Consider the following 25,573-nt stretch of genomic DNA (forward strand, 5'->3'; position numbering starts at 1 on the left):
CGAGCAGGTTCGCACAGGCCAGATTTCAGGCCTCGGTGTCGACTGTTGCGGCGGTACTTTTTATCGGCTGGCGGAATGAGGCGATGGCAGCCTCGCAGGCGCGCATGAACCGCATAGACGGGCCTTCGCTGCCTGACGCCAGCTTGCTCACCTGCGCGCCCTCCATCAACATCGAGAGAGTATCGGAGAGCAGCTCCGGCTCGCTCACACCCGCATCCCGACAGAGCTTTTCAAGACGGCGTTGCTGGGCAAGCTTGAAGTTTTCGATCACCGCATGGGCCGGATGCCCCTGCTCCTTCAGTTCGACGGCCGCATTTGCAAGGTCGCAGCCGTATTTATTGTCGGCCAGACACTGTGCCCTGGCTTTTACCCAGCTATGGAGTTGCGCCATCGGATCGTTTGGATGGGAGGCTTCGAGCTGGTCCCAGAAGGCGGTGGCTTTCTCCGATGTGAACCGCAAGGCCTCGCAAATGAGGTCGTCCTTCGAGCCGAAATGACGGTAGAGGGTCATCTTGTTTGTCTCGGCAGCCTCGGCGATCGCATCGACGCCGATACCGCGTATCCCGTGTTGCCGGAACAGCTCACAAGCTGTTGAAACAATACGATCTCGCGGCGCCTGACGCACCTGCACACAGTCACCTTTATCCAGCCTTATATCTGCCGGTTTCGGGGACGATACGGATTTCGAATTTTTATTGACAAGGCTTCTTGACATAGGTGTGACCGGTCGGTAACTATTCGAATGTTACTTAGTGGTAACACCGCAATAAATCGATGTCAAGTTTCAGACACCGGACGGGATCCGCCCGCCGGAAAAGACGATGAACCGAAGGAATACCCCAATGCACCAGGCAAACAGCGATCTGAACATCCACGAGGTCCTGACAGACCCGATGATCCGTGCCGTAATGCGTGCGGACGGCGTCACGACCAATGAAATGAAAACGCTTCTCTACTCCGCTGCCAGCGCGCTTCGCCAGATGCAGCCGGGAACGGTAAGCGCCAAAAATCATACGGCCAACCTGCTCGCGGCTCCCAAGCGCCGCCTGCTGTCGATGGTCCACCCGCTCGCTTCGCGCTCGGACTGCTTACGCATGAGCGCGTAACGTAACCCAGTTCTCCCGGCGCATCCCTCAAAAGAATGCGCAAACAGACCCAGCCGGGCACCTCCGCCGGCTGGGTTTTTGTTTGTGAAGATCATCGTTGAGGCTCTATCACTCAGACCTTGACGGCCAGTTCGGCAAAATCTTCTGTCCCAAAGAACTTGATATACCGCTCGACTTCCGAAGGGTCGCCCGTTGCCTTGCGTGGGTTGTCGGACAGCTTGACAGCCGGATGGCCATTGGCATCGATGACCTTGCAGACGATGGAAATCGGATTGAGCCCGCTGATCTGGGTCGGGGCGCAACCAGCAAAATCGTTCGTCAGGTTGGTCCCCCAGCCGAAACTCATACGCACCCGCCCCTGAAAATGCCGGTAGGTATCGACGATCGTTTCGACATCGAGGCCATCAGAGAAGATCAGCAGCTTCTCCTTGGGATCGCGTCCCATCTTGTTCCACCAGGCAAGGATCTTCTCGCCACCTTCGATCGGCGGTGCGCTGTCAGGGCGAAAGCCCGTCCAGTCCGCAACCCAATCGGGGGCATTCCGCAGGAAAGCCGCCGTGCCGAAGGCATCGGGCAGGACGATCAGCAGGTTGCCGCCATAGAGCTGGTTCCAGTCCTGCAGAACCTTATAGGGTGCAGCGCCAAACTCTTGTTCGTTGCGCGCCAGTGCGGCTGCGACCATGGGCAATTCGTGTGCGTTGGTGCCGAGCGCTTCGAGATCGGTATCCATGGCGAGAAGCACGTTGCTGGTGCCTGAAAAGGACTTGCCGATACCTTCCTTCAGCGCCTCGACGCACCAGCGCTGCCATAGGAAGCTGTGGCGGCGGCGTGTGCCGAAATCGGAAATGCGCAGGTCCGGATAGACCTTGAGTTGCTCGACCTTCGACCACATCTTGGCTTTGGCGCGGGCATAGAGCACATCCAGCGCAAACGGCCCCATGTCCTTCATGGCGGTGCGCGAGCGCAGTTCGTTGATAATCGCCAGAGCCGGGATTTCCCACATGGTGGTGTGGGTCCATTTGCCAGGGAAGGTCAACTCGTATTGGCCGTGCTTGCGGGACAACTCGTAGTCCGGCAGCTGGAAATCGGCGAGCCAGGCGAGGAAATCCGGTGCAAAGATCTGCTTGCGGCCATAAAACGTGTTACCGGCGAGCCAGATCATCTCTTTCTTGGTGAACCGCAGACCACGCACATAATCCAGCTGCTCGCGCAGTTCCTGCTCGTCGATCTCGTCAGTCAAAAGCACGGTCTTCGTGCGGTTGATCACCGAGAAGGTCGCATCGACCTCCGGATAAAGGCGCCAGATCATCTGCAGCATCAGCAGCTTGTAGAAATCCGTGTCGAGCAGGCTGCGCACGACCGGATCGAGTTTCCAGGCATTGTTGTAGACCCGGCGCGCGATGTCCGTCTTGGTCATGAAAGGTCTCTCCCGCTCCGGCACTGCACGGCGATGCGTATGGTTCTCTTCCACAGTCATGACACGGCATTTGGGGGGGCCGCAACAGGCTGATGCAACAAAGCAATTACCTAAAGCCGGAAACCCGGACCGGGAGCTGTTTGTGGCCGGAGCAGCAGCCGTAAACATCACATCATCACACATTAAAATCACAAAATATCATTTATAGAGTTGAGATTATCACAGAGTCCGTTATATAGAGGACCGAAACAGACCGCGTGAAAGCACCCAAATGAAGCCCGAAGACCGGCGCCAGGCGATCATGGATATCCTGATGGAAACGGGCTCGGCCTCGGTCGAGGACCTCGCTGGCCGGTTCGTCGTCAGCAAGATGACGGTGCACCGCGACCTCGACGATCTCGAGCAGGCAGGTCTTTTGCGCAAGGTGCATGGCGGCGCCTCGATCCAATCCAGTCCGCAGTTCGAAAGTGATTTCCGCTATCGCGAGAAGATTGCCGCGGAAGAAAAGCGGCGGCTGGCCCAGCACGCGGCGACGCTGATCGAGCCCGGCCAGATCATCATCATCGACGACGGCTCAACGGCGGGCGGTGTGGCTGACTATCTCAAGGATATCCGGCCACTGACGGTCATCACCAACAATCTCGGTGTGATCAACAAGCTGGCCACTATCGCTGGTATCGATGTGATCTCGCTTGGTGGCCAGTATTCAAAGAAGTTCAACGGTTTCTTCGGCATCACCACCGAAGAGGCCCTGCGTTCGCTGAGGGCCGACATGGCCTTCTTGTCGAGTTCGGCCATCCATGGCGCATCCGCCTTCCATCAGGATCAGGAAGTCGTCCAGACCAAGCGGCAGATGATCAAGTCGGCGGCGCGGAGCGTTCTGCTCGTCGATCACGGCAAGTTCGGCAAATCCGCCCTGCATTTCCTGACCGGCCTCGACGCGTTCGACATGGTTCTGACCGGCTCGGAAATCGATCCATCCTGCGAACATGGCCTCAAGGAGGCCGGTATCAAGCTTCAGAAAATTGGCGGCAAAACCGCGGAGGAAACAGCATGACAAAGACATCCGTCTGGGTTGGAACCAGTTGGAAGATGAACAAGACGCTCGCCGAGGCCATGGTCTTTGCCGACGGATTGGCCGAGGCCGACGCGGCGCGGGATGCGCGCGTCCAACGTTTCGTCATTCCGCCGTTCACCGCCACCCGTCAGGTCAAGGAGCGGCTTGCCGCAACCAGCGTCAAGGTCGGGGCGCAGAACATGCACTGGGACGATGCCGGCGCCTGGACGGGTGAAATCTCACCAGTCATGCTCAAGGACTGCAACCTTGATATCGTCGAACTTGGCCACAGCGAACGGCGCGAGCATTTTGGTGAGACGGACCGCACGGTGGGCCTGAAGACGGCAGCTGCCGTCCGGCATGGCATGATCCCGCTGATCTGCATCGGCGAAACGCTGGCCGAGCGCGAAGCCGGACAGGCCGACGCCGTGCTGCGACGGCAGGTCGAAGGCGCCCTTGCACTGCTCGAAGGAGCCGACAAGGCAAAACCGGTGCTGCTAGCCTATGAGCCGGTCTGGGCGATCGGCGTCAACGGTATTCCCGCTTCCTCTGACTATGCCGATGAGCGCCACGCTCTGATCGCAGGTTGGGCCAAGGCCAGCCTCGGTGTTTGCGTTCCGGTTCTCTACGGCGGCAGCGTCAATCCCGGCAATTGCGAGGAATTGATTGCCAAGAAGCATATCGACGGCCTGTTCATCGGCCGCTCGGCCTGGGATGTGGCCGGCTATCTCGACATCCTCAAACGCGTCGCCTCGGCGCTCTGAAACCCAGTCAACGGAAGGATACAGCCATGAAAATCGCAATCGGCGCCGACAGCGCAGGCAAGCCGCTTCTCGACATCATCGAAGCCCATCTCGCCACCAAGAGCGGCCTTGAAGTCAGCAATCTCAGCCAGTCCGGCTTCTATGCCGACCTGTCCAAGGGGCTCGCCGAAACCATCGTCAACGGTCAGAACGATCGCGGCATCCTGATCTGCGGCACCGGCATCGGCGTCTCGATCTCCGCCAACAAGGTACCCGGCATCCGTGCCGCCCTTACCCATGATACCTATTCGGCCGAGCGCGCCGCCAAATCCAACAACGCCCAGATCATCACCATGGGCGCCCGCGTCATCGGGCCTGAACTGGCCAAGGCCATCGTCGACAAGTGGCTGGAATCCGAATTCGATCCGCACGGTTCGTCGGCCGGCAACGTCGAGGCGATCGACCGCCTCGACGCAGGCAAGTAACGGCCTGATCAAACACCTTCCGCAGAATATGTAGATCCTCCCTCATGTCCTGCAGAATGAACGCCCGGCGAAAGCCGGGCGTTTTTGTTTGTAACTGAACGAGCGATCTCTTTCTGCTCTGCCGTATTTTTCGGCAACGAGTCTCAAATTTGAACAAAAGCGGAAGTGCGTTAATCTTCGCGCACAAGTTTTTTCTTGACCACACCGCAACCCTCGCCTCTGATTGGAGGCCAGCGCGCAAGCAGCATTGATACGGAGGGGCCTATGTCATTCCTGCAATCGATTTTCCACCAATCTCCTGAAATCGCTTTGTTTCTATCATTGGCGGGTGGCTACTGGATCGGAAAATTCCAATTTGGCAAGTTCCAGCTCGGTGGCGTCGCAGGCTCTCTTCTGGTCGCAGTCGTGCTCAGTCAGATTGGAATTACCATCGACAACGGCATCAAAGCCGTTCTCTTCGCTCTGTTCATTTATGCCGTCGGCTTCGAGAGTGGCCCGCAATTCTTCCGTTCCCTCGGGCGCAAGTCGATCCGGGAAATTGTCATGGCCGCCGTACTCGCCATCAGTGGGCTTTTGACGGTGGTTGTGCTGGCCAAGATGTTTGGTCTCGACAAAGGACTGGCCGCAGGCATCGCCGCCGGTGGTCTCACTCAATCGGCCATTATCGGTACCGCGAGCTCGGCAATCGGCAAGCTCGGTCTGGCCGCCGACGAGGTCCAGCGCCTACAGGCGAATGTCGCCATCGGCTATGCTGTCACCTACATTTTCGGCTCGTTCGGCGCCATTATCGTGTGCGTCAACATCCTGCCGTGGTTCATGGGCCGCAGCATCCGCGACGAAGCAGTCAAGGCTGAGGCTGAAATGCTGGCCGGAGCCAAGATCTACGGCCCCGGAGAAACCCCCGCCCTGCCAGACCTCGTTGGACGTCTGTACCGGGTTCGCCAAGCCGCCGGACGCACCGTTAGCGAAATCGAGGCCACAGGCGTGGCCGCAGCCATCGCCGTCGAACGCGTGAAACGCGCAGGCGCCATCATCGGTGTCGAACCGGACCTGAGGCTGCAGGAAGATGATATCGTGCTGGTCGTCGGGCGGCGAGCAGGCGTGGTCGGAATGACGGATGCCATCGGCCCTGAGACCCAGTCGTCGGAGGGGATGGAGATGGTCGTGGCAACGCGCGACGTTGTCATCGCCAACAAGGATTTTGCAGGAAAGACGGTCGCCGAAATCGTCGAGGCGACCAAGGAACTGCGTCACGGCGTCTTTGTCCTGCAGGTGAAGCGCGCCGGCAATCCGCTGACGCTTGTGGCCGACACACGCATCGAGGCCGGTGATGTCGTGACCGTGCACGGCCTACAGGAAGATCTCCAACGAATCGCCAAACGCGTCGGCATCGTGATCACCCCCAGCGACAAGACAGATTTCGTCTTTCATGGGCTCGGTATCGTCGTCGGTCTGTTGGTCGGCCTTGCAGTCATTCGCATCGGCTCCATTCCGCTGACACTCGGCAGCGGCGGCGGCGCCCTACTCGCTGGTCTTGCCTTCGGCTGGTATCGCAGCCGCAACATGACCCTTGGCAATATGCCGACAGCAGCCTCCACGCTGCTTCGCGATCTCGGCCTTGCCGGTTTTGTTGCTGTCGTCGGGCTGCAATCCGGACAGCAGGCCGTGCACACGATTGCTGAAAGCGGCATCTCGATCTTCCTGATCGGCGTCGTCGTCACCATCCTGCCGCTGATCATCACCATGCTCGTCGGGCGCTATATCCTGCGCTACGACAACACCGCCATCTTCGCAGGCGCGCTTTCCGGATCACGCAGCGCCAATCCCGCCTTCGGCGAAGTCCTCGACAAGGCCGGAAACACCGTCCCCACAACACCGTTCGCCATTACATACGCGCTGGCCAATGTCTTCCTGACATTGCTTGGCCCGCTCATCGTCGCCTTCGTCTGACTCATTCGACTTAGCAAGGAGTGAACTTATGACCGATTATAGCAGCTTTGCGAAACTGAGCCCGTTCGAGCTCAAGGACGAACTGATCAAACTCGCCTCTTCCCGTGAAAACCGGTTGATGCTGAATGCCGGCCGCGGCAATCCGAATTTTCTGGCGACTTTACCACGCCGCGCCTTCTTCCGGCTCGGCCTTTTTGCCGCCGCCGAATCCGAACTTTCCTATTCCTATATGCAAAAATGGATCGGCGGCCTGCCGAACATCGAGGGCATCGAGGCCCGCTTTGAGCGTTTCACCACTGAAAACCGCGATCAGGCCGGCGTCGCCTTCCTGCAGCGGGCGCTTTCCTATGTGCGCGACCAGCTCGGCCTTTCTGCCTCGGGCTTCCTGCACGAGATGGTCGAGGGCATCCTCGGTTGCAATTATCCCGTCCCGCCGCGCATGTTGAAGATCAGCGAGGAGATCGTCAGCCACTATATCGTCAAGGAAATGGTCGGCGGCCACCTTCCTCCAAGCAGCATCGACGTCTTTGCGACGGAAGGCGGCACCGCGGCGATGACCTATGTCTTCAATACGTTGAAGCAGAACGGTATCGTCAAGCGTGGCGACAAGGTGGCGATCGGCATGCCGGTCTTCACGCCTTACATCGAAATTCCGGAGCTCGACGAGTACGGGCTTGAGGAAGTGGCGCTCAATGCCGATCCCGAAATGGGTTGGCAGTATCCGGATTCGGAAATCGAGAAGCTGCGCGATCCCGCCATCAAGGTGTTCTTCCTGATCAACCCCAGCAACCCGCCTTCGGTGAAGATCGACCAGCGCAGCCTCGACAAGATCGCCAAGATCGTCAAGGAAGAGCGCCAGGACCTGATCATCCTGACCGATGACGTCTACGGCACCTTCGCCGACGATTTCCAATCGATCTTCGCCATTTGCCCCAACAACACCATTCTCGTCTATTCCTATTCGAAATATTTCGGTGCGACCGGCTGGCGCCTCGGCGTCATCGCCACGCATAAGGAAAACGTTCTCGATACCAAGCTGAAGGCACTTCCGAAGGATACCAAGAAGGCTCTTGATCGCCGCTATGGTTCGCTGCTGCCGGATGTCAGTACGCTGAAGTTCATCGACCGCCTCGTCGCCGACAGCCGTACCGTGGCGCTGAATCACACGGCCGGCCTTTCGACACCGCAGCAGATCCAGATGGTGTTGTTCTCGCTGTTTGCACTGATGGATGAGAACGACAGCTACAAATCGACGCTGAAGAAGGTCATCCGCAAGCGTGAGGCAGCTCTCTACCGCGAACTCGGCGTGGAGCCCGAGCAGGACGAAAACTCAGTCGATTACTATACGCTGCTCGATCTCGTGGTGATTTCGCGCAAACTCTATGGCGATGACTTTGCAGAGTGGTTGAAGGGCGCCTTCGCCAACAACGAACTCCTGTTCCGCATCGCCGACGAGACCGGCATCGTGCTCCTGCCTGGCAAGGGCTTCGGTACACAGCAGCCCACCGGCCGTGCCTCGCTCGCCAATCTCAACGAATTCGAATACGCCGCCATCGGTCGTTCGCTTCGCGCGATGGCGGATGAATATTACGCGCAGTTCAAGAACAAGAAGAAGTGACTATAACGTCCTTCGCAACGACAAAAGGGCGGCTCATGGCCGCCCTTTTTCATGTCTGTACCGGAAGGCATCGGGGCTTTGCATGTGTTACCACATCGCACCGCGGCGTTCGCTAATGAGCAGAACGCCTATTCTGCATCTTAAGAATTGAGTGTGTAGCCATCCTGAGCTTCGGCGGCCAAACGGTCCGAATAGCGCCGCATCATCTCAACCTGAACTTCGGTCTGGAAGGACATCACCTGGTTGCGAACGGCGTCTTCAGATATGCCCAGATTTTTCAGGCGTTCCGCCAAAGCGCGGCACTCGGTTTTCCAGTACTGAAGCGCCTCATCGCCGTGAACATTTTCCAGCTCGCGCGCACAACGTCTGATGGTGCTTGCCTGTCCCGATAGCGGGAACGGTACGACCCGTTCTTCCGATTCCGAAAAACGCACATCCTTCAACGCAGCACTCATCAGGCGGTTCTCCATGTTGGTGATTCTGATTTACAAAGCATATAGTTAACGCTTCGTATCCAGAGCCAAGCTTTCCCGGTTTTAGCGTCCGAAACGCCCGTCCGAGCGCATTATTCCACCGCTAAGGCCAAGCTCGGCCGACAATCCCACCCAGCGCGTCGAACCCACTTGCGGTTATCTCAGCGGTAGCCTCGATACCTCGCTGCTCACGTCTCTCCTTACCTTCACGCCTGCCTTTCCATCTGGTGCACTCCCCGTCGCTTCGGGAAAGCAGCCGCCGAGAGCATGCGATGCCGCTTGCAAAAATCATCCATATGTGAAAATCTTCTTTACATAAGAAAACTGGAGGACGCACATGGAAATCACCCGGCTTGCCGTACTTCGCGCAGGGTTCACGCTATGAGCACCATTGCGCCAACCGTGGGCATTTCCTCGACTCATCCTTCCGACATGCCAGAGGACCACGCTTCTCTTCCGGTCTGGAACGCTGAAAACTGGTTCTATGAGAATTGGCCGGTCGGCCAGCGCATCCGCTCATTGCGGCGAACGATGGCCGAGGGTGACAGCCACATGTTCAACATGCTGGTCACCGACATTCATCCTTATGTGCAAGATCAGATGTTTGCCCAGCGTGAGGGCATTTTCGGCAAGCGGCTGATTGCCGGCGCGTTTGTCTTCTCGGCCGGCCTCGGGCTTGTGGCCACCAACTGCGTCAACGCCTTTTCCTATGGATATGACAAGCTGCGCTTCATCAAGCCGGTCTTCATCGGCGACACCATCTACGCTATCCGCACCAATCTCGATAAACGGCCGCGCTACAAGGATATGGGCCTGATCCGCGCCAGCTACGAAATCTTCAAGGGCGAAGGCGAACTGGTGCTCTACTGCGAGCACCTGCAGACAGTGAAATACAACAACCCGGCCGACTTTGCCGGCAAGACGGAAAAACAATAAATGTCAGCCGATACCGATCTCCCCCTCGCCGGCCTTATCGTCGTCGACCTCAGCCAGTTTCTGTCCGGGCCATACTGCTCCCTTCGTTTGATGGATCTCGGCGCCCGCGTCATCAAGGTTGAGCGGCCTGACGGCGGCGACCTGTCGCGGCGGCTTTATCTGAGCGATACCGAGATCGGTGGCGATTCCACGATCTTCCACGCGATCAACCGGGCGAAGGAAAGCCTGTCCATCGACCTGAAGGATGAGAAGGATCTTGCATCGCTGCGGACATTGCTGGGCAAAGCCGATGTCCTGATCCAGAACTTCCGGCCCGGCGTCATCGAACGGCTTGGGCTCGATTACGAAGCCGTCCGGAAAATCAACCCGCGCCTCGTCTACGCATCGATCAGCGGCTATGGCGAGGAAGGCCCGTGGGTCAAGCGCCCCGGGCAAGATCTGCTGGCACAATCGCGCTCCGGCGTGATGTGGCTGAATGGCGACGAGGATCAAGGGCCAGTACCATTCGGCCTTGCAATCGGCGACATGCTGGCTGGCGCGGCCCTGGCCCAAGGCATCTTGGCAGCGCTTGTCCGGCGCAGCATCAAGGGTACCGGCAGCCATGTCGAAACCAGCCTGCTTGAAGCTCTTGTCGATTTCCAGTTTGAGGTGCTGACCACCCATCTCAACGACGGACGGCGGCTGCCAAAGCGGGCGAATTTCCGGAGCGCCCATGCTTATCTCTCGGCTCCTTATGGTGTCTACGCGGCGGCCGACGGCTATCTCGCTATCGCCATGACACCGATCCCGAAGCTCGCCGACTTGCTCGGCATGGACGAACTTGCACCCTACCGAGATAACGCATCAACCTGGTTTACCGCCCGCGACGAGATCAAGGCGCTGATCGCCAAGCGCATTGCCACCAAGACGACGGACGAATGGCTGGCAATTCTGGAACCCGCCGATATCTGGTGCGCCCGGGTGCTGAACTGGAACGAGCTGCTGGAAAGCGAAGGGTTTCAGGTTCTCGACATGCTGCAGACAGTGACCCGCGAAGACAATATTTCGATCACGACAACCCGCTCGCCGCTCCGTGTTAACGGTGTCCGAGCCAAAGTAGATCGCGCAGCCCCACGCATTGGTGAACACAGCCAGGCCATTCGCGAAGAATTCGGCCTATGACCGTCACGCTCAAAGGCATGACCTGGAACCATCCGCGCGGCTATGATCCAATGGTCGCTTGCTCACGCCGCTGGTTCGATGAAACCGGAGTAAAAGTCGAATGGGAAAAGCGTTCGCTGCAGGATTTCGAGACGTTTCCTGTTGAGGACCTCGCACGGCAGTTCGATCTTATCGTCATCGATCATCCGCATGTCGGGCAGATCACCCACGAAAAATGCCTCCTGCCATTGGATATAGCAGGACGCGAAAGCGAGCGAGCCGCCTTGGCGGCCGCCAGTGTCGGCCAATCCTATCCAAGCTATTCGTGGCAAGGGCGCCAATGGGCTTTTCCGATCGATGCGGCAACACAGGTGCAGGCCTTTCGGCCGGATCTGCAGGGCACACCGCCGGCCAACTGGGCCGAAGTGCTTGATCTGGCGCGTTCAGGCAAGGTCTTGATACCGCTACGGCCACCGCATTCGCTGATGAGCTTTTACACGCTCTGCGGCAATCTCGGACGGCCTTGCGCCGTCGACGCTCCGGGTGAACTGATCGATCTCGAAACGGGCGGACAGGTTTTCGAGATGCTGTGCGAAATCGCCTGCCTTGTCGATCCGGCCTGTTTCGAGATGGATCCGATTGCCGTTCTCGAACGCATGGCGGCACCCGAGACTAAAGCCGTCGTCGCTCCGCTGATCTATGGATATGTCAGCTATTCGGTGAAGGATTTCCGGCCGGGCCTCGTCCACTTCGGCGATATTCCGCCGGTGGGCAAAGGCGGGCCAATCGGTTCGGCGCTAGGCGGGACCGGCATCGCCGTTTCGGCTTTTTCCAAAAACCCGGATGCTGCCATCGACTTCGCCTACTGGATCGCCAGTGGTGATGTCCAGAAAACCGATTATGCCGCTGCGGGTGGCCAACCCGGCCATGCGGAGGCGTGGGAAGATACGGCGGTCAATCGCGCCACCACCGGCTTCTACCGCAATACCCGCGCGACGCTTGAAGCGGCCTGGGTCCGGCCGCGTCATGACGGTTACATGGCATTCCAGCAGGCGGCATCAGACCGCTTGAATGAAGGCCTGCGACAGCGCCAACCCGCCAAGACGGTGGTGGGCGATATCAATCGATTGTTCGAAGCGAGCTTTCGATTGGAGGGACAGGCCGGCAGATAAAGCCGGCCGCCTGTTTCAGAGGCGCCAGAGCTTCTTTGCGTTGCCCGACAGCAGTTTGGCGCGCTCTGTTTCAGAACACCCTTCCAGCAGCGCATGGGTTGCGGCCATCCACGTCGATAGGCCTCCACCCAGCGTGCAGACCGGCCAGTCGCTGCCCCAGACGACGCGATCCCAACCAAACTGCGCAATCGTGTGCTCGACATACGGCCGCAGCGTTTCCACCGACCAGCTTTCGGCTTCCGCATAGGCAACGACGCCGGAAATCTTGGCTGTTACGTTCGGGCGTTTTGCGATCTCGATCATATTGTCACGCCACGGCTGTACGGCACCCGAGGCAATGGCAGGCACGCCGCAATGGTCGAGGATGAACTGAACGTCCGGCGCCAGATCGGCAAGCGTGATGGCCTTCGGAATTTGGTGCGGCAGGACGCAAAGATCGAATGTCAGGCCAGTTCCGCCAAGCCCCTGGATATTTTCGCGAAATAACGCGCCCTCCGAGACATCATCCGGCACCACATGCAAAACACGGCGAAAGCCTTTGACGAACGGGTTTGCCCGCTGCCGTTCCAGACGGTTGGCGAAACCGTCCTCTTCGGGACGGCAGGCGGCAATGGCGCCGGTGATCAGGTTTTCCGGGTGGCTGGAGAGTGTCTGAACATAATTGATCTCAGCTTCGATCTCAGCCACATCAACATCGACCTCCATATGAAGAGCGGCCCCGATACCGCAGCGCCTGGCTTCAACAGCATAGGTTTCATACAGAAAATCGCGATCCAGCGCCGGGGCGCCGGACAGCCATGGATAGGCAAGCGCCGACCTGTCGATCAGATGCAAATGAGTGTCGATGATCATCGTCCGTGTCCTCCCCGGCGTTCCCACAATTATTTCACACAAGAAGATGTCATTCAAATAAGAATTCAACCACTCACGCGCGTGCTATCGATGCTCATTCCGTGTGGTTGACATCCGATCCAGCGAGCAGCGAAAGCTGGGCGGCGGTCTTTTGCAGAAGCGCAATACTCTCGGTGATATCAGGGGCCGATGGGGCATTGACCAGCGCGATATAGGGGCAGGTCAATGCCGCTATACCGCGTCCATCCGGCCCAAGGATCGGCGCCGACAGGTTATAAACGCCGGCAGTCTGGGCGCTGGCCATCATTTCATAACCGCGCTGGCGGATACGATCGAGCCGTTCGAAGAAATCGTCCGACAGCGGCGGCTCCGACTGGCTTTTGACATGCTCGGAAATCATCATCTGCCGTTCTTCCTCGCTGCGGAAAGCGAGCAGAACATGGCCGGATCCAGTATCGAAAAGGCTGATATGAGAGCCGACGCGGATTGAAATCCCCCAATAGTCCGGGGCTTCCTGCTGGGCGATGACGACAGCAAAGCCGCGATCGAACACGGCGAGGTGATTGGCCTGGCGGCTGCGCTGGGCAAGATCGCGCATCAGCGGCGTCGCGTAGGACGCCAGCCGCCGCACCGGCGCGTGCAGTTGCGAGAGGCCGAACAGCTTGAGCGTCAAAGAGTAGCGATCACCGTCGATACGCGTCACATAACCGCGCCGAACAAGCCGGTCGAGCATGCGATAGAACTCGTTCGGGCTACGCTCCAGCTTCTTGGAAATTTCGGCCTGCGTCAGACCGCCATCGACACCAGCCAGGAGCTCGAGAATATCGAGCCCCTTGTCCAGCGCCGGTGCGCGGTAACGGTCGGATTCGTCAGCATCCATCAACACATCCCCCTGTGAATGAGTTACTTCATATACGCATACGAGGCGCGCGACAAAGCAAAGTTGCTGCTTGACGCAAGGGTCCATTTGCTGTTTGTATATAAATCAATTCCTCACAAATGAGGAATTCCCACCATTGGGATGGTGTGGACGTGAGGAGGAGAAATCATGAACAAGCTGCTTTCCGGCGTATCCGCCGGGGTAATGTTGTTTGCCTGCTCGGTCGCGGCGCATGCCGCAGACCTGCCCGGCAAATTCGACGGCGTGACCATCGATGCCAAGCTCATCGGCGGCCAGCAGTACGAAAAGCTCTATGAACGCATCGGCGAGTGGGAAAAGGCGACGGGCGCTAAGGTCAACATTCTCTCGAAGAAAAACCATTTCGAGCTCGACAAGGAAATCAAGTCGGACATCGCCACCGGCGGCCTCAGCTGGTGCGTCGGCTCGAACCATTCGTCGTTCGCGCCGCAATATCCGGATATCTACACCGACCTGACACCGCTGATCCCTGCCGAGGAAATCGCCAAGTTCGTACCGGCGCTGATTGCCGCCTCGACACTGAACGGCAAGCTTGTGATGCTGCCGCGCGCGCAGTTCGACGTTTCAGCTCTCTATTATCAGAAGAGCCTCTATCAGGACGAAGCCAAGAAGACGGCCTTCAAGGCCAAGTATGGCTACGACCTGACACCGCCAGATACCTGGGCGCAGGTCAGCGATCAGGCCGAGTTCTTCTCCGCACCGCCGACATTCTACGGCACGCAGTTTGCCGGCAAGGAAGAGGCCATCAACGGCCGCTTCTATGAAATGCTGGTTGCCGAAGGCGGCGAATATCTCGACAAGGATGGCCGGCCGGCCTTCAACTCGGATGCCGGCGTGCGTGCACTCGACTGGTTCGTCAAGCTTTACAAGGACAAGGCCGTCCCGGCCGGCACCACCAACTATCTCTGGGATGACCTTGGCCAGGGCTTTGCCTCCGGCTCGATCGCCCTCAATCTCGACTGGCCTGGCTGGGCGAGCTTCTTCAACGACCCGAAGTCCTCGAAGGTTGCCGGCAATGTTGGCGTGAAGGTCCAGCCGGCAGGTTCGTCCGGCAAGCGCACCGGCTGGTCCGGTCACCACGGTTTCTCGGTGACGGAATCCTGCGCCAACAAGGAGGCCGCCGCCTCGCTCGTCTGGTGGCTGACCAATGAAGACAGCCAGAAGCTTGAATCGGCGACCGGCCCGCTGCCGACACGCAGCGCCGTTTGGGATTACAACATCAAGGCCGCCGAAGGCGACGCCTACAAGACCGAAGTGCTGCAGGCCTTCCAGGAAGCGGCAAAGCACGCCTTCCCGGTTCCGCAGACCGCCGAATGGATCGAAATCTCCAACTCGGTCTATCCGGAACTGCAGGCTGCGATCCTCGGCGACAAGACGTCCAAGCAGGCGCTCGACACCGCTGCCGAGAAGGCCACAACCATCCTGCAGGATGCTGGCAAGCTTTGATTGACCTGACGCGGCGCCACGGCTTTTGCCGTGGCGCCGCTTTCAATTTCCGGCGCAAATCAAAGGGCGCGACATGAAACTATCCAGATTATCGGCACCAGTGCTGCTGCTGTTTCCGGCGTTCCTGGTTCTGGCGGCTGTCGTCGTCGTGCCGCTGGCCCTCTCCTTCTATTCAAGCTTCACACCATTCCGCCTGACCAAGCCGGAATCGCTCTACGTCTTCATCGGCTTGCGCAACTATATGACGGTGCTTTCAAGTTGGGATTTCTGGGTGGCCTTCGGCCGCACGGTCCTGTTCTTGACGATTGCGCTTAATGCGGAAATGCTGCTGGGATTGGGTCTCGCGCTGCTGGTCTCGAAGGCCGTGCATGGTCAGCGGTTGCTGCGCACCTTGATGATGTTCCCGATGATGTTTTCACCGGTGCTCGTCGGCTTTCAGTTCAAATTCCTGTTCAACGACAATATCGGTCTGATCAACAACGGCCTGCAATCGCTGGGCCTTACCGATCAGGCGATCCCGTGGCTGATCGATGGAAATCTGGCGCTGTTCTCGATCACCGTCGCCGAAGTCTGGTCATCGACCTCCGTCTTCGCCATCCTGATCCTTGCCGGGTTACTCGCCATGCCGCGCGACCCGATCGAAGCCGCCCATGTCGATGGCTGCACGCCGCTGCAGACTTTCCGCTACATTACCTGGCCGTATCTGATGCCGTTCGCCTTCATCGCCATGACCATTCGCTCGCTGGACGTCGCCAGAGCCTATGACATCGTCAAGATCATGACTGACGGCGGACCGGCCAAGCGGACAGAGCTGTTGTGGACGCTGGTTGGACGCACCGCCTACAGCGACGCCCGCATGGGGATGGCCAATGCCATGGCCTATTTCGCCATCGTGCTGTCGATCCTCTTCACCGTCTATTTCTTCCGCAAGCTCGCAGCCGCGCGCCAGCAGATCGGAGCTGAGTGGTAATGGATATCAATTCTTCCCACCGCCTGCGCAAGCGCCTCTATTCCGTCGCGCACATCATTACCTTGTTCTTGGCGATGCTGATCATCTGCCTGCCCGGCTTTTGGATCGTGCTGTCATCGCTGCGACCCACGGTCGAGATCATGGCGAAACCGCCGGTCTGGATCCCGCAGGACCTGTCGCTCGACGCCTATCGCGCGATGTTTTCCGGTGCCGGTCAGGGTGGCATCCCGGTCTGGTCCTATTTCCGCAATTCGCTGATCGTCTCGATCACCTCGACATTCATTGCGCTTGCGATCGGCATGGCCGGTGGCTACGCCTTCGCGCGCTACAAGTTCAAGGCAAAGTCAGCGATCTTCCTCGGCTTCATGCTGACCCGCGCCGTACCCGGCATCGCGCTGTCGCTGCCGTTGTTCATGATCTTTGCCCGCACGGGCATCATCGACACGCATTTCGCGCTGATCCTCACCTATGTCGCGCTCAACGTGCCCTTCACCATCTGGCTGATCGACGGGTTCTTCCGGCAGGTGCCGAAGGACTTGGCCGAAGCGGCCCAGATCGACGGCTGCACCCGTTGGCAGGCCTTCTGGCAGGTCGAATTCCCGCTGGCTGGCCCCGGCATCGCCTCTGCCGGCATCTTCGCCTTCCTGATTTCCTGGAACGAATATGCGCTGGCATCGCAGATCACCCGGTCGGTCAATTCCAAGACACTGCCGGTCGGCCTGCTCGACTATACCGCCGAGTTCACCATCGACTGGCGCGGCATGTGCGCGCTGGCCGTCGTGATGATCATCCCGGCGCTGACGCTCACCTTCATCATACAAAAACACCTCGTCTCCGGCCTCACCTTCGGCGCGGTCAAAGGATAATTTCATGGCTCCTGTCAGTCTCAAGAAACTGGTCAAGCGCTACGGCGCGCTGGAAGTGGTGCACGGCATCGACCTGGAAGTGAAGGACCGCGAATTCATCGCCCTGGTCGGCCCGTCCGGCTGCGGAAAATCAACGACGCTTCGGATGATTGCCGGCCTCGAAGACGTCAGCGGCGGCACGATCGAAATCGGTGACAACGTTGTCAACGACCTGCCACCGCGTGCCCGCAACATCTCTATGGTGTTCCAGTCGTACGCGCTCTATCCGCATATGACAGTCGGTGAAAACATGGGCTTTTCGCTGAAGATCGCCGGTCGTCCGGTCGAGGAAATCAAGGAAAAGGTGGCGGATGCCGCCGCAATTCTCGATCTCTCGCACCTGCTCGAACGCCGCCCGTCGCAGCTCTCCGGTGGCCAGCGCCAGCGCGTAGCCATGGGCCGGGCGATCGTCCGCCGTCCCGACGTGTTCCTGTTTGACGAGCCACTGTCCAATCTCGATGCCAAGCTGCGCACGCAGGTCCGCACCGAGATCAAGAAACTGCACGCCCGCATGCAGGCAACGATGATCTATGTGACCCATGATCAGGTCGAGGCGATGACGCTTTCCGACCGTATCGTTATCATGCGCGACGGCCATATCGAGCAGATCGGCACGCCGGAAGAAGTGTTCAACCGGCCGCTGACCAAATTTGTCGCCGGGTTCATCGGCTCGCCGCCGATGAATATGGATGACGTGACGGTTGCCGACGGAAAACTGGTGTTTGCCAGTGGCGCCACATTGCCGATCCCGCCAAAATTCCGCCCGAGCCTGACCTCCGGTCAAAAGCTAACATTCGGGCTCAGGCCCGACGATTTCTATCCGACGGGCCATGGTCTGAATTCCGGTGATGCCGACGCGGTCACTGAGCTGGAGCTTCCGGTGTCCATCACCGAACCGCTCGGCAACGAGACGCTGGTTTTCGTCGGCTTCAACGGCCGCGATTGGGTATCGCGCATGCTCAATCCGCGCCCCCTGCCCTCTGGCCAGACCGTCAAGATGAGCTTCGATCTCTCGCAAGCCCACCTGTTTGACTTGACCACCGGCAAGAGCCTGGTAGCCTGAGGAGCGTTTAATGGCCCGTATCGAGAAAATTGAACTGCGAATGGTCGACCTTCAACCGAAGGTGAAGCGGACCGACGCGATCCAGAGCTTTGTCAGCCAGGAAACTCCCTTCGTCACCATCACCGACAGCGACGGCGCGACCGGTACCGGTTACAGCTACACGATCGGGACCGGCGGCTCCTCCGTCATGCGGCTGTTGTCGGATCATCTCGTGCCGCTGTTGATCGGCACGGATGCCGATTGCATCGAGGCGATCTGGCACAAGATGGAATTTGCTACGCACGCAACGACGATCGGACCGATCACGGCGCTGGCTCTCGCTGCGGTCGATATCGCGCTGTGGGATTTGCGGGCAAAGAAACAGAACCTGCCGCTGTGGAAGCTCGCCGGTGGCGCCCGCGACCGTTGCGCGCTCTACACGACCGAGGGCGGCTGGCTGCACATCGACAAGCAGGATTTGGTCGATGATGCGCTGCAGGCCAAGGCAAAAGGCTTTTCCGGTTCCAAGATCAAGATCGGCCGGCCGCATGGTTCGGAAGACTACGACCGGCTGTCGGCCGTTCGGGCCGCCGTTGGTCCGGCCTTCGAGATCATGACCGACTGCAATCAGGGCTTTGCCGTCGACGAGGCCATCCGTCGTGCCGGACGCCTGCAGGAACTCGATCTCGCCTGGATCGAAGAGCCGCTCCCCGCCGACGATCTCGATGGTCACATCCGGCTGTCACGTTCGACCACAACCCCGATCGCGGTCGGTGAATCGATGTATTCGATCCGCCATTTCCGCGAATATATGCAGAAGGGTGCCTGCTCGATCGTTCAGGTCGACGTTGCCCGCATCGGCGGCATCACGCCGTGGCTGAAGGTTGCTCATGCGGCCGAAGCCTTTGACATTCCCGTCTGCCCGCATTTCCTGATGGAACTGCATGTCAGTCTCGTTTGCGCGGTACAGAACGGCAAATATGTCGAGTATATTCCGCAGCTCGACGATTTGACCGACAAGCGCATGGAAATTGTCGATGGCAAGGCCTTGGCTCCCTCCGAGCCTGGGATCGGCATTTCTTGGGACTGGGATGCGGTCAAATCGCGCTCGGTCGAAGAATTCACCCGCGAATTCCGGGCCTGACGGGAGACGGTTATGCAGCGCATGAGCATGGTGATCGGGCTGGAGCCCACGAAAATCGCTGAATACCGGCGGCTTCATGCCGCCGTGTGGCCGGATATCCTTGCGCTGATTTCGGAGTGCAACATCACCAACTATTCAATCTTCCTGAAGGAGCCGGAAAACCTGCTGTTCGGTTACTGGGAATATGCCGGGACCGATTTTGACGCCGACATGGCCAAGATGGCGGCGCATCCCAAAAACAAGGAATGGTGGTCGGTTTGCATGCCCTGCCAGAAGCCGCTTGCCACACGCAAGGACGGTGAGTGGTGGGCAATGATGGAAGAGGTTTTTCATCATGACTGAGCATTTCGATCCCGCAACCCTTCGCCAATGGTGGCCAAAGCCTGCAGCACCGCGCCCTATCGTCATCTTTGGCGCAGGCAGCATCGTCGGCGACGCCCATCTGCCGGCCTATCAGAAAGCCGGTTTTCCGGTCGCAGGTCTTTACGATCCGAATGCAGAAAAGGCACGGGAGCTGGCCGAAACCTGGGGAATCCGGGCATTTTCCAGCGAAGGCGAGGCGCTCGCGGTTGAAGACGCCATTTTCGATCTCGCAACACCACCTGCAACGCATGCTGCAATCCTGTCGAAACTGCCGTTCGGCGCTGGCGCCCTTATCCAAAAGCCGATGGGCTCGGACCTTGCTGCCGCAACGGAAATCCTTGCGATCTGCCGCGCCCGGCACTTGAAGGCGGCCGTGAATTTCCAACTGCGCTTCGCACCGATGATGCTGGCCTTGAAGGATGCTGTGGAACGCGAGTTTCTTGGCGAGATTGTCGATTTCGACGCCTGGCTGGCGCTGGCGACACCGTGGGGCCTTTGGCCTTTCCTCAAGGGTCTGCCGCGCATCGAGATCGCCATGCACTCGATCCACTACCTGGATTTCATCCGTGGTTTGATCGGCAACCCGCTCGGCGTTCACGCCAAGACCATTGGCCATCCCAATCATGATGTGGCCCAGACCCGCACCGCGGCCATTCTCGATTACGGCGACAGGCTGCGCTGCGTCCTCTCGGTCAATCATGATCATGATTTCGGACGCAAATTCCAGGCCTGCGAGTTCCGTATTTCCGGCACGAAGGGCGCCGCCTATATCAAGCTCGGCGTCAATCTCGATTATCCACGCGGTGAGCCGGACGAACTCTGGATCCGCCCATCCGGTGGTGACGAATGGATTTTCGTGCCGTTGCAAGGCGCATGGTTCCCCGATGCCTTTGCCAACCGCATGGCCAACCTGCAGCGCTTCGCCACCGGCGAAGACGAGGTCTTGGTCGGCTCCGTTGAGGATGCCTGGCAGACCATGGCGCTGGTCGAAGCCGCCTATCAATCCAGTGCGCAGCCGGCAACGCCGCTTGCGCCCCTGCCAGAAATGTAAGCCATGAGTGAACAGACCATCCATTTCGAAGAATACGAACTCGGCTCAAGCAGGCTGACCACCGGGCGAACGATCACCGAGACCGATTTCGTTGTTCATGCCGGCCATACCGGCGATTTCTTTCCGCATCATATGGATGCCGAGTTTGCCAAAACCCTGCCGGGCGGACAGCGCATTGCCCATGGCACGATGATCTTCTCGATCGGCGTCGGCCTGACCGCATCGCTGATCAATCCGGTCGCATTTTCCTATGGCTACGACCGTTTGCGGTTTGTCCGTCCGGTCCACATTGGTGATACGATCCGCACGCGCGTGACGATCGCGGCCAAGGATGACGACCCGAAACGGCCGGCATCTGGCCGCGTCACAGAGCGCTGCGAAGTCATCAACCAACGCGACGAAGTCGTGCTCGCCGCCGATCACATTCTTATCGTCGAACGCAAGAAAACCTAAAAGAGGCCAATGACATGACCGCCAATCTGACCGGCAAGAAAGTCCTGATCACCGCTGCTGCGCAAGGCATAGGCCAGGCGTCGGCCCTCGCCTTCGCCAAGGCTGGTGCTACCGTCCACGCCACCGACATCAACGCCGACGCACTTGCCAACCTAGCCAAGGAAACCGGGATTTCGACGCATATTCTCAATGTGCTGGAAGCCGATGCGGTTTCAACGCTGATTGCCGAGATCGGTGAGATCGACGTGCTGTTCAACTGCGCCGGCGTCGTTCACGGCGGATCGGTTCTCGACATGAAGGATAGCGATCTGGAATTCGCCTTCGATCTCAACGTCAAGGCGATGATCCGGACCATCCGCGCAGTGCTTCCAAGCATGCTGGCACGCGGCAACGGTGCGATCGTCAACATGTCGTCGGTCGCCTCCAGCATAAAGGGTGTGCCCAACCGCTTTGCCTATGGCGTCACCAAGGCTGCCGTGATTGGCCTGACCAAGGCCGTCGCCGCCGACTATGTCGCGCAGGGCATCCGCTGCAACGCCATTTGCCCCGGCACGGTGGAAAGCCCGTCGCTGCAGGAGCGCATGCGCGCGCAAGGCGATTACGACACCGCCCGCGCTGCTTTCATCGCCCGCCAGCCAATGGGCCGGCTCGGCACGCCGGAAGAGATCGCCGACCTCGCCGTCTATCTCGCCGGCGCCACCTACACGACCGGCCAGGCCTACGCCATCGACGGTGGCTGGACGATCTGACGCCTTAAAACAGGAAACACGCTCATGAAACTTCTTCGCTATGGCGAACCCGGCGCCGAAAAGCCGGCAATGCTCGACGCCAACGGCCAAATCCGCGATCTGTCCGCCCGTGTCTCCGACATCGGCGGCAAGGATATCGACCCCGCAGCACTTGCCGCGCTGGCACAGCTCGATCCGGCAAGCCTGCCACTCGTTTCTGGCTCGCCGCGCATCGGCCCTTGCGTGACCGGAACCGGAAAATTCATCTGCATCGGTCTCAATTACGCCGACCACGCCGCTGAATCCGGTATGGCGGTTCCGCCGGAACCTGTCGTCTTCATGAAGGCGACCTCGGCCATCGTCGGCCCCAATGACGATCTGCTGATCCCGCGCGGTTCGGAAAAGACCGACTGGGAAGTCGAACTCGGTGTCGTCATCGGCAAGACGGCCAAATATGTCTCAGAAGCAGATGCGCTGGATTATGTCGCCGGTTATTGCACCGTCCACGACGTCTCCGAACGCGCCTTCCAGATCGAGCGCTCAGGCCAATGGACCAAGGGCAAATCCTGCGACACATTCGGCCCGATCGGCCCTTGGCTGGTAACGAAGGATGAAGTCGCAGATCCGCAGAACCTGAACCTCTGGCTGAAGGTCAATGGCGAAACCGTGCAGAACGGCACGACCAAGACCATGGTCTACGGCGCAGCGTTCCTCGTTTCCTATCTCAGCCAGTTCATGTCGCTGCATCCGGGCGACATCATTTCGACAGGCACCCCGCCCGGTGTCGGCATGGGCATGAAGCCGCCGCGCTACCTAAAGGCCGGCGATGTCGTCGAACTCGGCATCGAGGGTCTCGGAAGCCAGAAGCAAACCACACGGGCAGATATCTAGGGCTTTGACCGGCGCGGGATTTGTGCGCGCCGGTCACCATAAGCTCGCTTTCGCTGCACGTCCCGATACAATCCGGAGCAAACCCCATGACCCGCATTACCGATCTCCGCGTCTTCGACCTGCGCTTTCCGACCTCGCAAAGCCTCGACGGCTCAGATGCCATGAACCCCGATCCGGATTATTCCGCGGCTTACGTCATTCTCGACACCGATACGGATGGACTTTCGGGCCATGGCCTGACCTTCACCATCGGCCGCGGCAACGAGATCTGCTGCGCAGCGATCAACGCAATGAAGCATCTGGTTGTTGGCACGGAACTGAAGGACGTTCTCGCCCATCCCGGCAAATTCTGGCGGCACCTGACCGGTGACAGCCAGTTGCGTTGGATCGGTCCGGACAAGGGCGCGATGCATCTCGCGACCGGCGCTGTCGTCAACGCTATCTGGGATCTGCTCGCCAAACAGGCTGGTAAGCCGGTTTGGCGGCTGGTCGCCGATATGTCGGCTGAAGAGATCGCCGATATCGTCGATTATCGCTATCTCACCGATGTGCTGACCCGTGACGAAGCGGTTGCCATTCTCAAGCGTGCCGAGGCGGGCAAGGCTGAGCGCATCGCGACCCTCGAGGCTGAGGGATATGCCTGCTATACCACATCGGCCGGCTGGCTTGGTTATGACGATGAAAAACTCCGCCGTCTTTGCCAGGAAGCGATCGATGCCGGTTTCAACCACGTCAAGATGAAGGTCGGCCGCGATCTCGACGACGATATCCGCCGCCTGCGGATCGCCCGCGAGGTGATCGGCCCGGACCGTTATCTGATGATCGACGCCAACCAGGTCTGGGAAGTGGACGAGGCGATCGACTGGGTCAACAAGCTGGCCTTTGCCAAGCCTTTCTTCATCGAGGAACCAACCAGCCCGGACGACGTTGCCGGACACCGCAAGATCCGCGCGGGCATCGGTGCTGTGAAGGTCGCCACAGGCGAGATGTGCCAGAACCGCATCATGTTCAAGCAGTTCATTGCCGAAGGCGCGATCGATATCGTCCAGATCGATTCATGCCGCATGGGCGGACTGAACGAAGTGCTGGCCGTTCTGTTGATTGCGGCAAAGTATGATCTGCCGGTCTGGCCGCATGCCGGCGGCGTGGGGCTGTGCGAATATGTTCAGCACCTGTCGATGATCGACTATGTCGCCGTGTCCGGTACCAAGGACGGCCGGGTGATCGAATATGTCGACCATCTGCACGAGCATTTCATCGATCCGTGCGTCATCGAAAATGCAGCCTATATGCCGCCGAAGACCGCGGGTTTCTCCATCGAGATGAAGCCTGCGTCGATCGCGCAGTATCTGTTCAAAGGATAATGTATGTCGGGAGCGTCATAACCGCTCCCGACATGACGCTGCGACTTAGCTGCGTTTCCGGATGATGCCGTAAACGATATGGCGATTTTCCCCGAATTCGACACGGGCCTCGACGGAATTGCGCTCGACGCTGGCGTTGATGATGTTCCACATCTCTGCCTCTGAGCGCAGCAACAGCGCCCAGTTCATGAACGTTTCCATATAGCCGTCGTCATCGACATCACGCGAGAAATTGGCGAACAGGAACACGCCATTCGGCTTCAGCATGTCGAGGCATGTCTGCGTCAGCTTGATCGCAACCTTGTCCGCGAGGTAATCGTAGAGACCGGCCGCGTAGATGAAGTCGAACTTGCCGAGCGTATGCGATTTGGTCAGCAGCCCACGAACAGAGCCATCGATCGCTTCGACGCACGTCCCGTTGAAACCCTGTACCATCGATCCGACGCTGAGCGGATCCTGGTCGAGCGCTACCCAGCGCTTGATCCGCTTTTCGCGCAGCGCAACAGAGTTGTCCGCCTCGCGCAGATGGCCAGCCGCAACCGTCAGAATTTCGGTCTCAGGGCCTTTTTCAGCCGCGATCTCATCGACATAGCGTGTCAGCAGATCCCTGCGTTCGCGTACTGCTACCGGTGATGGGGACTGGCTGGTATAGCCGTAAAGCTCCTTGCCGAGCGGCGAAGCCTTTTCAATTTCCTTCGAAATGCTCGGGTGACCGTAGATGAAGTCGATCAGCTGGGCATCGCCGGAATAACCACGCGGCTTCATGAACGACCAGCGGGTGAAAGGATCCTCATGGAAGAAATCAGCCACCGGATGATTCTGCACGATCGGGATCAGTTCCTGCCAGACATTGTGATGATACCTGCGGCGCGTTTCGTGAAGCGTGCCGATCAGCCGATGGATGATCAGCGCCGGGTTCTGATCCTCCTGGATCTGTTGTTGAGCAATCTTCAGCGCGAGCGCGACCTCTACGCGGCCTGTGGCGAGCTGCTCATAATGGTGATCGGTTTGGGAGGAAGAGAGTTCGGTGGTTATGGCCGCTGGGGTGATCAGGCTTTCGCCGTCAAAAGCAATCTTGAATTGGGTCACTCGAGCCTCATGCGTTAACAGATTGTTAACACTATGGAGAAAAACGAGTGCAGTGCCAATCAAAATTGCACGTATCCGCATGGCATGGTTAACGCACTCGCGTATCAGTTGGTTCTATCGCACGAGCCCGCTAACCTTCGGCAAATTCAGGAAAACTTAATGTACGTCCAATATTGTGCCGAAAAGTGCTGCCTCTTATTGATAGGTTTCCTCTCTGCCCTGCGCGTGCAAATGCTTTGGGTGATGGAAGTCGCTGGAA

The 25,573-nt window shown here is 58.9% G+C and carries 26 protein-coding genes; 20 read left to right on the forward strand and 6 right to left on the reverse strand.

Going from position 1 to position 25,573, the window contains the following annotated elements; all coding sequences use genetic code 11:
* Positions 1-25 precede the first annotated feature (25 nt).
* A complete protein-coding gene (locus R6X40_RS25480; protein ID WP_318417260.1) occupies positions 26-715 on the reverse strand; it encodes a TetR/AcrR family transcriptional regulator in 690 nt (229 codons plus the stop codon).
* A 127-nt stretch (positions 716-842) separates the two neighbouring features.
* Between R6X40_RS25480 and R6X40_RS25485 the strand changes: the two genes are divergently transcribed.
* Positions 843-1,106 (forward strand): hypothetical protein, encoded by a 264-nt coding sequence (locus tag R6X40_RS25485; RefSeq protein ID WP_318417261.1) that lies wholly within the window; start codon positions 843-845, stop codon positions 1,104-1,106.
* Between the two features lie 112 nt (positions 1,107-1,218).
* Here the strand turns inward: R6X40_RS25485 and pncB are convergent, their stop codons facing one another.
* Positions 1,219-2,523 (reverse strand): nicotinate phosphoribosyltransferase, encoded by a 1,305-nt coding sequence (pncB, locus tag R6X40_RS25490; protein ID WP_318417263.1) that lies wholly within the window; start codon positions 2,521-2,523, stop codon positions 1,219-1,221.
* A gap of 271 nt (positions 2,524-2,794) precedes the next feature.
* Here pncB and R6X40_RS25495 point away from each other — a divergent pair, with 271 nt between their 5' ends.
* From R6X40_RS25495 to R6X40_RS25515, 5 genes are all read left to right on the forward strand, one after another.
* Complete coding sequence (locus tag R6X40_RS25495) at positions 2,795-3,580, forward strand: DeoR/GlpR family DNA-binding transcription regulator (protein ID WP_318417264.1); 786 nt, start codon at positions 2,795-2,797, stop codon at positions 3,578-3,580.
* Positions 3,577-4,344 (forward strand): triose-phosphate isomerase, encoded by a 768-nt coding sequence (locus tag R6X40_RS25500; protein WP_318417266.1) that lies wholly within the window; start codon positions 3,577-3,579, stop codon positions 4,342-4,344. The genes R6X40_RS25495 and R6X40_RS25500 overlap by 4 nt, the downstream gene beginning before the upstream one ends.
* Before the next feature lie 26 nt (positions 4,345-4,370).
* Entirely contained in the window at positions 4,371-4,808 is a 438-nt protein-coding gene (locus R6X40_RS25505; protein ID WP_318417267.1) for an RpiB/LacA/LacB family sugar-phosphate isomerase, read from the forward strand.
* Positions 4,809-5,072: 264 nt separating this feature from the next.
* On the forward strand, positions 5,073-6,758 hold the full coding sequence (gene aspT / locus R6X40_RS25510) for an aspartate-alanine antiporter (protein WP_318417268.1): 1,686 nt from the start codon (positions 5,073-5,075) through the stop codon (positions 6,756-6,758).
* A 28-nt stretch (positions 6,759-6,786) separates the two neighbouring features.
* A complete protein-coding gene (locus R6X40_RS25515) occupies positions 6,787-8,376 on the forward strand; it encodes a bifunctional aspartate transaminase/aspartate 4-decarboxylase (RefSeq protein WP_318417270.1) in 1,590 nt (529 codons plus the stop codon).
* A 140-nt stretch (positions 8,377-8,516) separates the two neighbouring features.
* Here the strand turns inward: R6X40_RS25515 and R6X40_RS25520 are convergent, their stop codons facing one another.
* Positions 8,517-8,831, reverse strand: coding sequence for a DUF6074 family protein (locus R6X40_RS25520; protein WP_318417271.1), 315 nt, complete (start codon positions 8,829-8,831; stop codon positions 8,517-8,519).
* A 399-nt stretch (positions 8,832-9,230) separates the two neighbouring features.
* On the opposite strand from R6X40_RS25520, the gene R6X40_RS25525 reads away from it, so the two are divergent.
* Genes R6X40_RS25525 through R6X40_RS25535 form a run of 3 tightly spaced genes read left to right on the forward strand, consistent with a single transcriptional unit; the run spans position 9,231 to position 12,097 of the window.
* A complete protein-coding gene (locus R6X40_RS25525) occupies positions 9,231-9,785 on the forward strand; it encodes a MaoC family dehydratase (protein WP_318417273.1) in 555 nt (184 codons plus the stop codon).
* Positions 9,786-10,946, forward strand: coding sequence for a CaiB/BaiF CoA-transferase family protein (locus R6X40_RS25530; protein WP_318417274.1), 1,161 nt, complete (start codon positions 9,786-9,788; stop codon positions 10,944-10,946).
* Positions 10,943-12,097: an extracellular solute-binding protein gene (locus tag R6X40_RS25535; protein WP_318417276.1), complete on the forward strand. Its 1,155-nt coding sequence runs from the start codon at positions 10,943-10,945 to the stop codon at positions 12,095-12,097. Before R6X40_RS25530 ends, R6X40_RS25535 begins: the two co-directional genes overlap by 4 nt.
* A 15-nt stretch (positions 12,098-12,112) precedes the next feature.
* Here R6X40_RS25535 and R6X40_RS25540 read toward each other — a convergent pair whose 3' ends face one another.
* Positions 12,113-12,949 (reverse strand): amidohydrolase, encoded by an 837-nt coding sequence (locus tag R6X40_RS25540; RefSeq protein ID WP_318417278.1) that lies wholly within the window; start codon positions 12,947-12,949, stop codon positions 12,113-12,115.
* A gap of 94 nt (positions 12,950-13,043) precedes the next feature.
* Complete coding sequence (locus R6X40_RS25545; protein WP_318417280.1) at positions 13,044-13,829, reverse strand: IclR family transcriptional regulator; 786 nt, start codon at positions 13,827-13,829, stop codon at positions 13,044-13,046.
* Positions 13,830-13,997: 168 nt separating this feature from the next.
* Between R6X40_RS25545 and R6X40_RS25550 the strand changes: the two genes are divergently transcribed.
* The 11 genes from R6X40_RS25550 to R6X40_RS25600 all read left to right on the forward strand — a co-directional run bounded on the left by R6X40_RS25550 (position 13,998) and on the right by R6X40_RS25600 (position 24,225).
* A complete protein-coding gene (locus R6X40_RS25550) occupies positions 13,998-15,314 on the forward strand; it encodes a sugar ABC transporter substrate-binding protein (RefSeq protein ID WP_318417281.1) in 1,317 nt (438 codons plus the stop codon).
* A gap of 73 nt (positions 15,315-15,387) precedes the next feature.
* A complete protein-coding gene (locus R6X40_RS25555; RefSeq protein ID WP_318417283.1) occupies positions 15,388-16,284 on the forward strand; it encodes a sugar ABC transporter permease in 897 nt (298 codons plus the stop codon).
* Positions 16,284-17,150: a carbohydrate ABC transporter permease gene (locus R6X40_RS25560; RefSeq protein ID WP_318417285.1), complete on the forward strand. Its 867-nt coding sequence runs from the start codon at positions 16,284-16,286 to the stop codon at positions 17,148-17,150. Before R6X40_RS25555 ends, R6X40_RS25560 begins: the two co-directional genes overlap by 1 nt.
* Before the next feature lie 4 nt (positions 17,151-17,154).
* A complete protein-coding gene (locus R6X40_RS25565) occupies positions 17,155-18,252 on the forward strand; it encodes a sn-glycerol-3-phosphate ABC transporter ATP-binding protein UgpC (RefSeq protein WP_318417287.1) in 1,098 nt (365 codons plus the stop codon).
* Between the two features lie 10 nt (positions 18,253-18,262).
* Positions 18,263-19,375: a mandelate racemase/muconate lactonizing enzyme family protein gene (locus tag R6X40_RS25570; RefSeq protein ID WP_318417289.1), complete on the forward strand. Its 1,113-nt coding sequence runs from the start codon at positions 18,263-18,265 to the stop codon at positions 19,373-19,375.
* Positions 19,376-19,387: 12 nt separating this feature from the next.
* Positions 19,388-19,717 (forward strand): L-rhamnose mutarotase, encoded by a 330-nt coding sequence (locus R6X40_RS25575; protein ID WP_318417291.1) that lies wholly within the window; start codon positions 19,388-19,390, stop codon positions 19,715-19,717.
* On the forward strand, positions 19,710-20,789 hold the full coding sequence (locus R6X40_RS25580) for a Gfo/Idh/MocA family oxidoreductase (RefSeq protein WP_318417292.1): 1,080 nt from the start codon (positions 19,710-19,712) through the stop codon (positions 20,787-20,789). The genes R6X40_RS25575 and R6X40_RS25580 overlap by 8 nt, the downstream gene beginning before the upstream one ends.
* A 3-nt stretch (positions 20,790-20,792) precedes the next feature.
* On the forward strand, positions 20,793-21,242 hold the full coding sequence (locus R6X40_RS25585) for a MaoC/PaaZ C-terminal domain-containing protein (RefSeq protein WP_318417293.1): 450 nt from the start codon (positions 20,793-20,795) through the stop codon (positions 21,240-21,242).
* A gap of 14 nt (positions 21,243-21,256) precedes the next feature.
* The gene (locus R6X40_RS25590) at positions 21,257-21,991 is read left to right on the forward strand and encodes an SDR family oxidoreductase (protein WP_318417295.1); all 735 of its coding nucleotides are present in this window, start codon (positions 21,257-21,259) and stop codon (positions 21,989-21,991) included.
* Between the two features lie 24 nt (positions 21,992-22,015).
* Entirely contained in the window at positions 22,016-22,861 is an 846-nt protein-coding gene (locus R6X40_RS25595) for a fumarylacetoacetate hydrolase family protein (RefSeq protein WP_318417296.1), read from the forward strand.
* Positions 22,862-22,947: 86 nt separating this feature from the next.
* Positions 22,948-24,225, forward strand: a complete 1,278-nt coding sequence (locus R6X40_RS25600) for an L-fuconate dehydratase (protein ID WP_318417298.1) — start codon at positions 22,948-22,950, stop codon at positions 24,223-24,225.
* Between the two features lie 45 nt (positions 24,226-24,270).
* Here the strand turns inward: R6X40_RS25600 and R6X40_RS25605 are convergent, their stop codons facing one another.
* Positions 24,271-25,314: a class I SAM-dependent methyltransferase gene (locus R6X40_RS25605; RefSeq protein ID WP_318417299.1), complete on the reverse strand. Its 1,044-nt coding sequence runs from the start codon at positions 25,312-25,314 to the stop codon at positions 24,271-24,273.
* Between the last annotated feature and the right edge of the window lie 259 nt (positions 25,315-25,573).

The organism is Rhizobium sp. PL01 (assembly GCF_033447125.1).
In the GTDB taxonomy this organism is placed as follows: domain Bacteria; phylum Pseudomonadota; class Alphaproteobacteria; order Rhizobiales; family Rhizobiaceae; genus Pararhizobium.

Coding starts and splice junctions, on each gene's coding strand:
- R6X40_RS25555 (WP_318417283.1), top strand. CDS start 15,388: ATGAAACTATCCAGATTATCGGCACCAGTGCTGCTGCTGTTTCCGGCG.
- R6X40_RS25505 (WP_318417267.1), top strand. CDS start 4,371: ATGAAAATCGCAATCGGCGCCGACAGCGCAGGCAAGCCGCTTCTCGAC.
- R6X40_RS25500 (WP_318417266.1), top strand. CDS start 3,577: ATGACAAAGACATCCGTCTGGGTTGGAACCAGTTGGAAGATGAACAAG.
- R6X40_RS25515 (WP_318417270.1), top strand. CDS start 6,787: ATGACCGATTATAGCAGCTTTGCGAAACTGAGCCCGTTCGAGCTCAAG.
- R6X40_RS25540 (WP_318417278.1), bottom strand. CDS start 12,949: ATGATCATCGACACTCATTTGCATCTGATCGACAGGTCGGCGCTTGCC.
- R6X40_RS25545 (WP_318417280.1), bottom strand. CDS start 13,829: ATGGATGCTGACGAATCCGACCGTTACCGCGCACCGGCGCTGGACAAG.
- R6X40_RS25595 (WP_318417296.1), top strand. CDS start 22,016: ATGAAACTTCTTCGCTATGGCGAACCCGGCGCCGAAAAGCCGGCAATG.
- R6X40_RS25520 (WP_318417271.1), bottom strand. CDS start 8,831: ATGAGTGCTGCGTTGAAGGATGTGCGTTTTTCGGAATCGGAAGAACGG.
- R6X40_RS25480 (WP_318417260.1), bottom strand. CDS start 715: ATGTCAAGAAGCCTTGTCAATAAAAATTCGAAATCCGTATCGTCCCCG.
- R6X40_RS25530 (WP_318417274.1), top strand. CDS start 9,786: ATGTCAGCCGATACCGATCTCCCCCTCGCCGGCCTTATCGTCGTCGAC.
- R6X40_RS25560 (WP_318417285.1), top strand. CDS start 16,284: ATGGATATCAATTCTTCCCACCGCCTGCGCAAGCGCCTCTATTCCGTC.
- pncB (WP_318417263.1), bottom strand. CDS start 2,523: ATGACCAAGACGGACATCGCGCGCCGGGTCTACAACAATGCCTGGAAA.
- R6X40_RS25495 (WP_318417264.1), top strand. CDS start 2,795: ATGAAGCCCGAAGACCGGCGCCAGGCGATCATGGATATCCTGATGGAA.
- aspT (WP_318417268.1), top strand. CDS start 5,073: ATGTCATTCCTGCAATCGATTTTCCACCAATCTCCTGAAATCGCTTTG.
- R6X40_RS25485 (WP_318417261.1), top strand. CDS start 843: ATGCACCAGGCAAACAGCGATCTGAACATCCACGAGGTCCTGACAGAC.
- R6X40_RS25525 (WP_318417273.1), top strand. CDS start 9,231: ATGAGCACCATTGCGCCAACCGTGGGCATTTCCTCGACTCATCCTTCC.
- R6X40_RS25570 (WP_318417289.1), top strand. CDS start 18,263: ATGGCCCGTATCGAGAAAATTGAACTGCGAATGGTCGACCTTCAACCG.
- R6X40_RS25600 (WP_318417298.1), top strand. CDS start 22,948: ATGACCCGCATTACCGATCTCCGCGTCTTCGACCTGCGCTTTCCGACC.
- R6X40_RS25535 (WP_318417276.1), top strand. CDS start 10,943: ATGACCGTCACGCTCAAAGGCATGACCTGGAACCATCCGCGCGGCTAT.
- R6X40_RS25580 (WP_318417292.1), top strand. CDS start 19,710: ATGACTGAGCATTTCGATCCCGCAACCCTTCGCCAATGGTGGCCAAAG.
- R6X40_RS25550 (WP_318417281.1), top strand. CDS start 13,998: ATGAACAAGCTGCTTTCCGGCGTATCCGCCGGGGTAATGTTGTTTGCC.
- R6X40_RS25585 (WP_318417293.1), top strand. CDS start 20,793: ATGAGTGAACAGACCATCCATTTCGAAGAATACGAACTCGGCTCAAGC.
- R6X40_RS25590 (WP_318417295.1), top strand. CDS start 21,257: ATGACCGCCAATCTGACCGGCAAGAAAGTCCTGATCACCGCTGCTGCG.
- R6X40_RS25565 (WP_318417287.1), top strand. CDS start 17,155: ATGGCTCCTGTCAGTCTCAAGAAACTGGTCAAGCGCTACGGCGCGCTG.
- R6X40_RS25575 (WP_318417291.1), top strand. CDS start 19,388: ATGCAGCGCATGAGCATGGTGATCGGGCTGGAGCCCACGAAAATCGCT.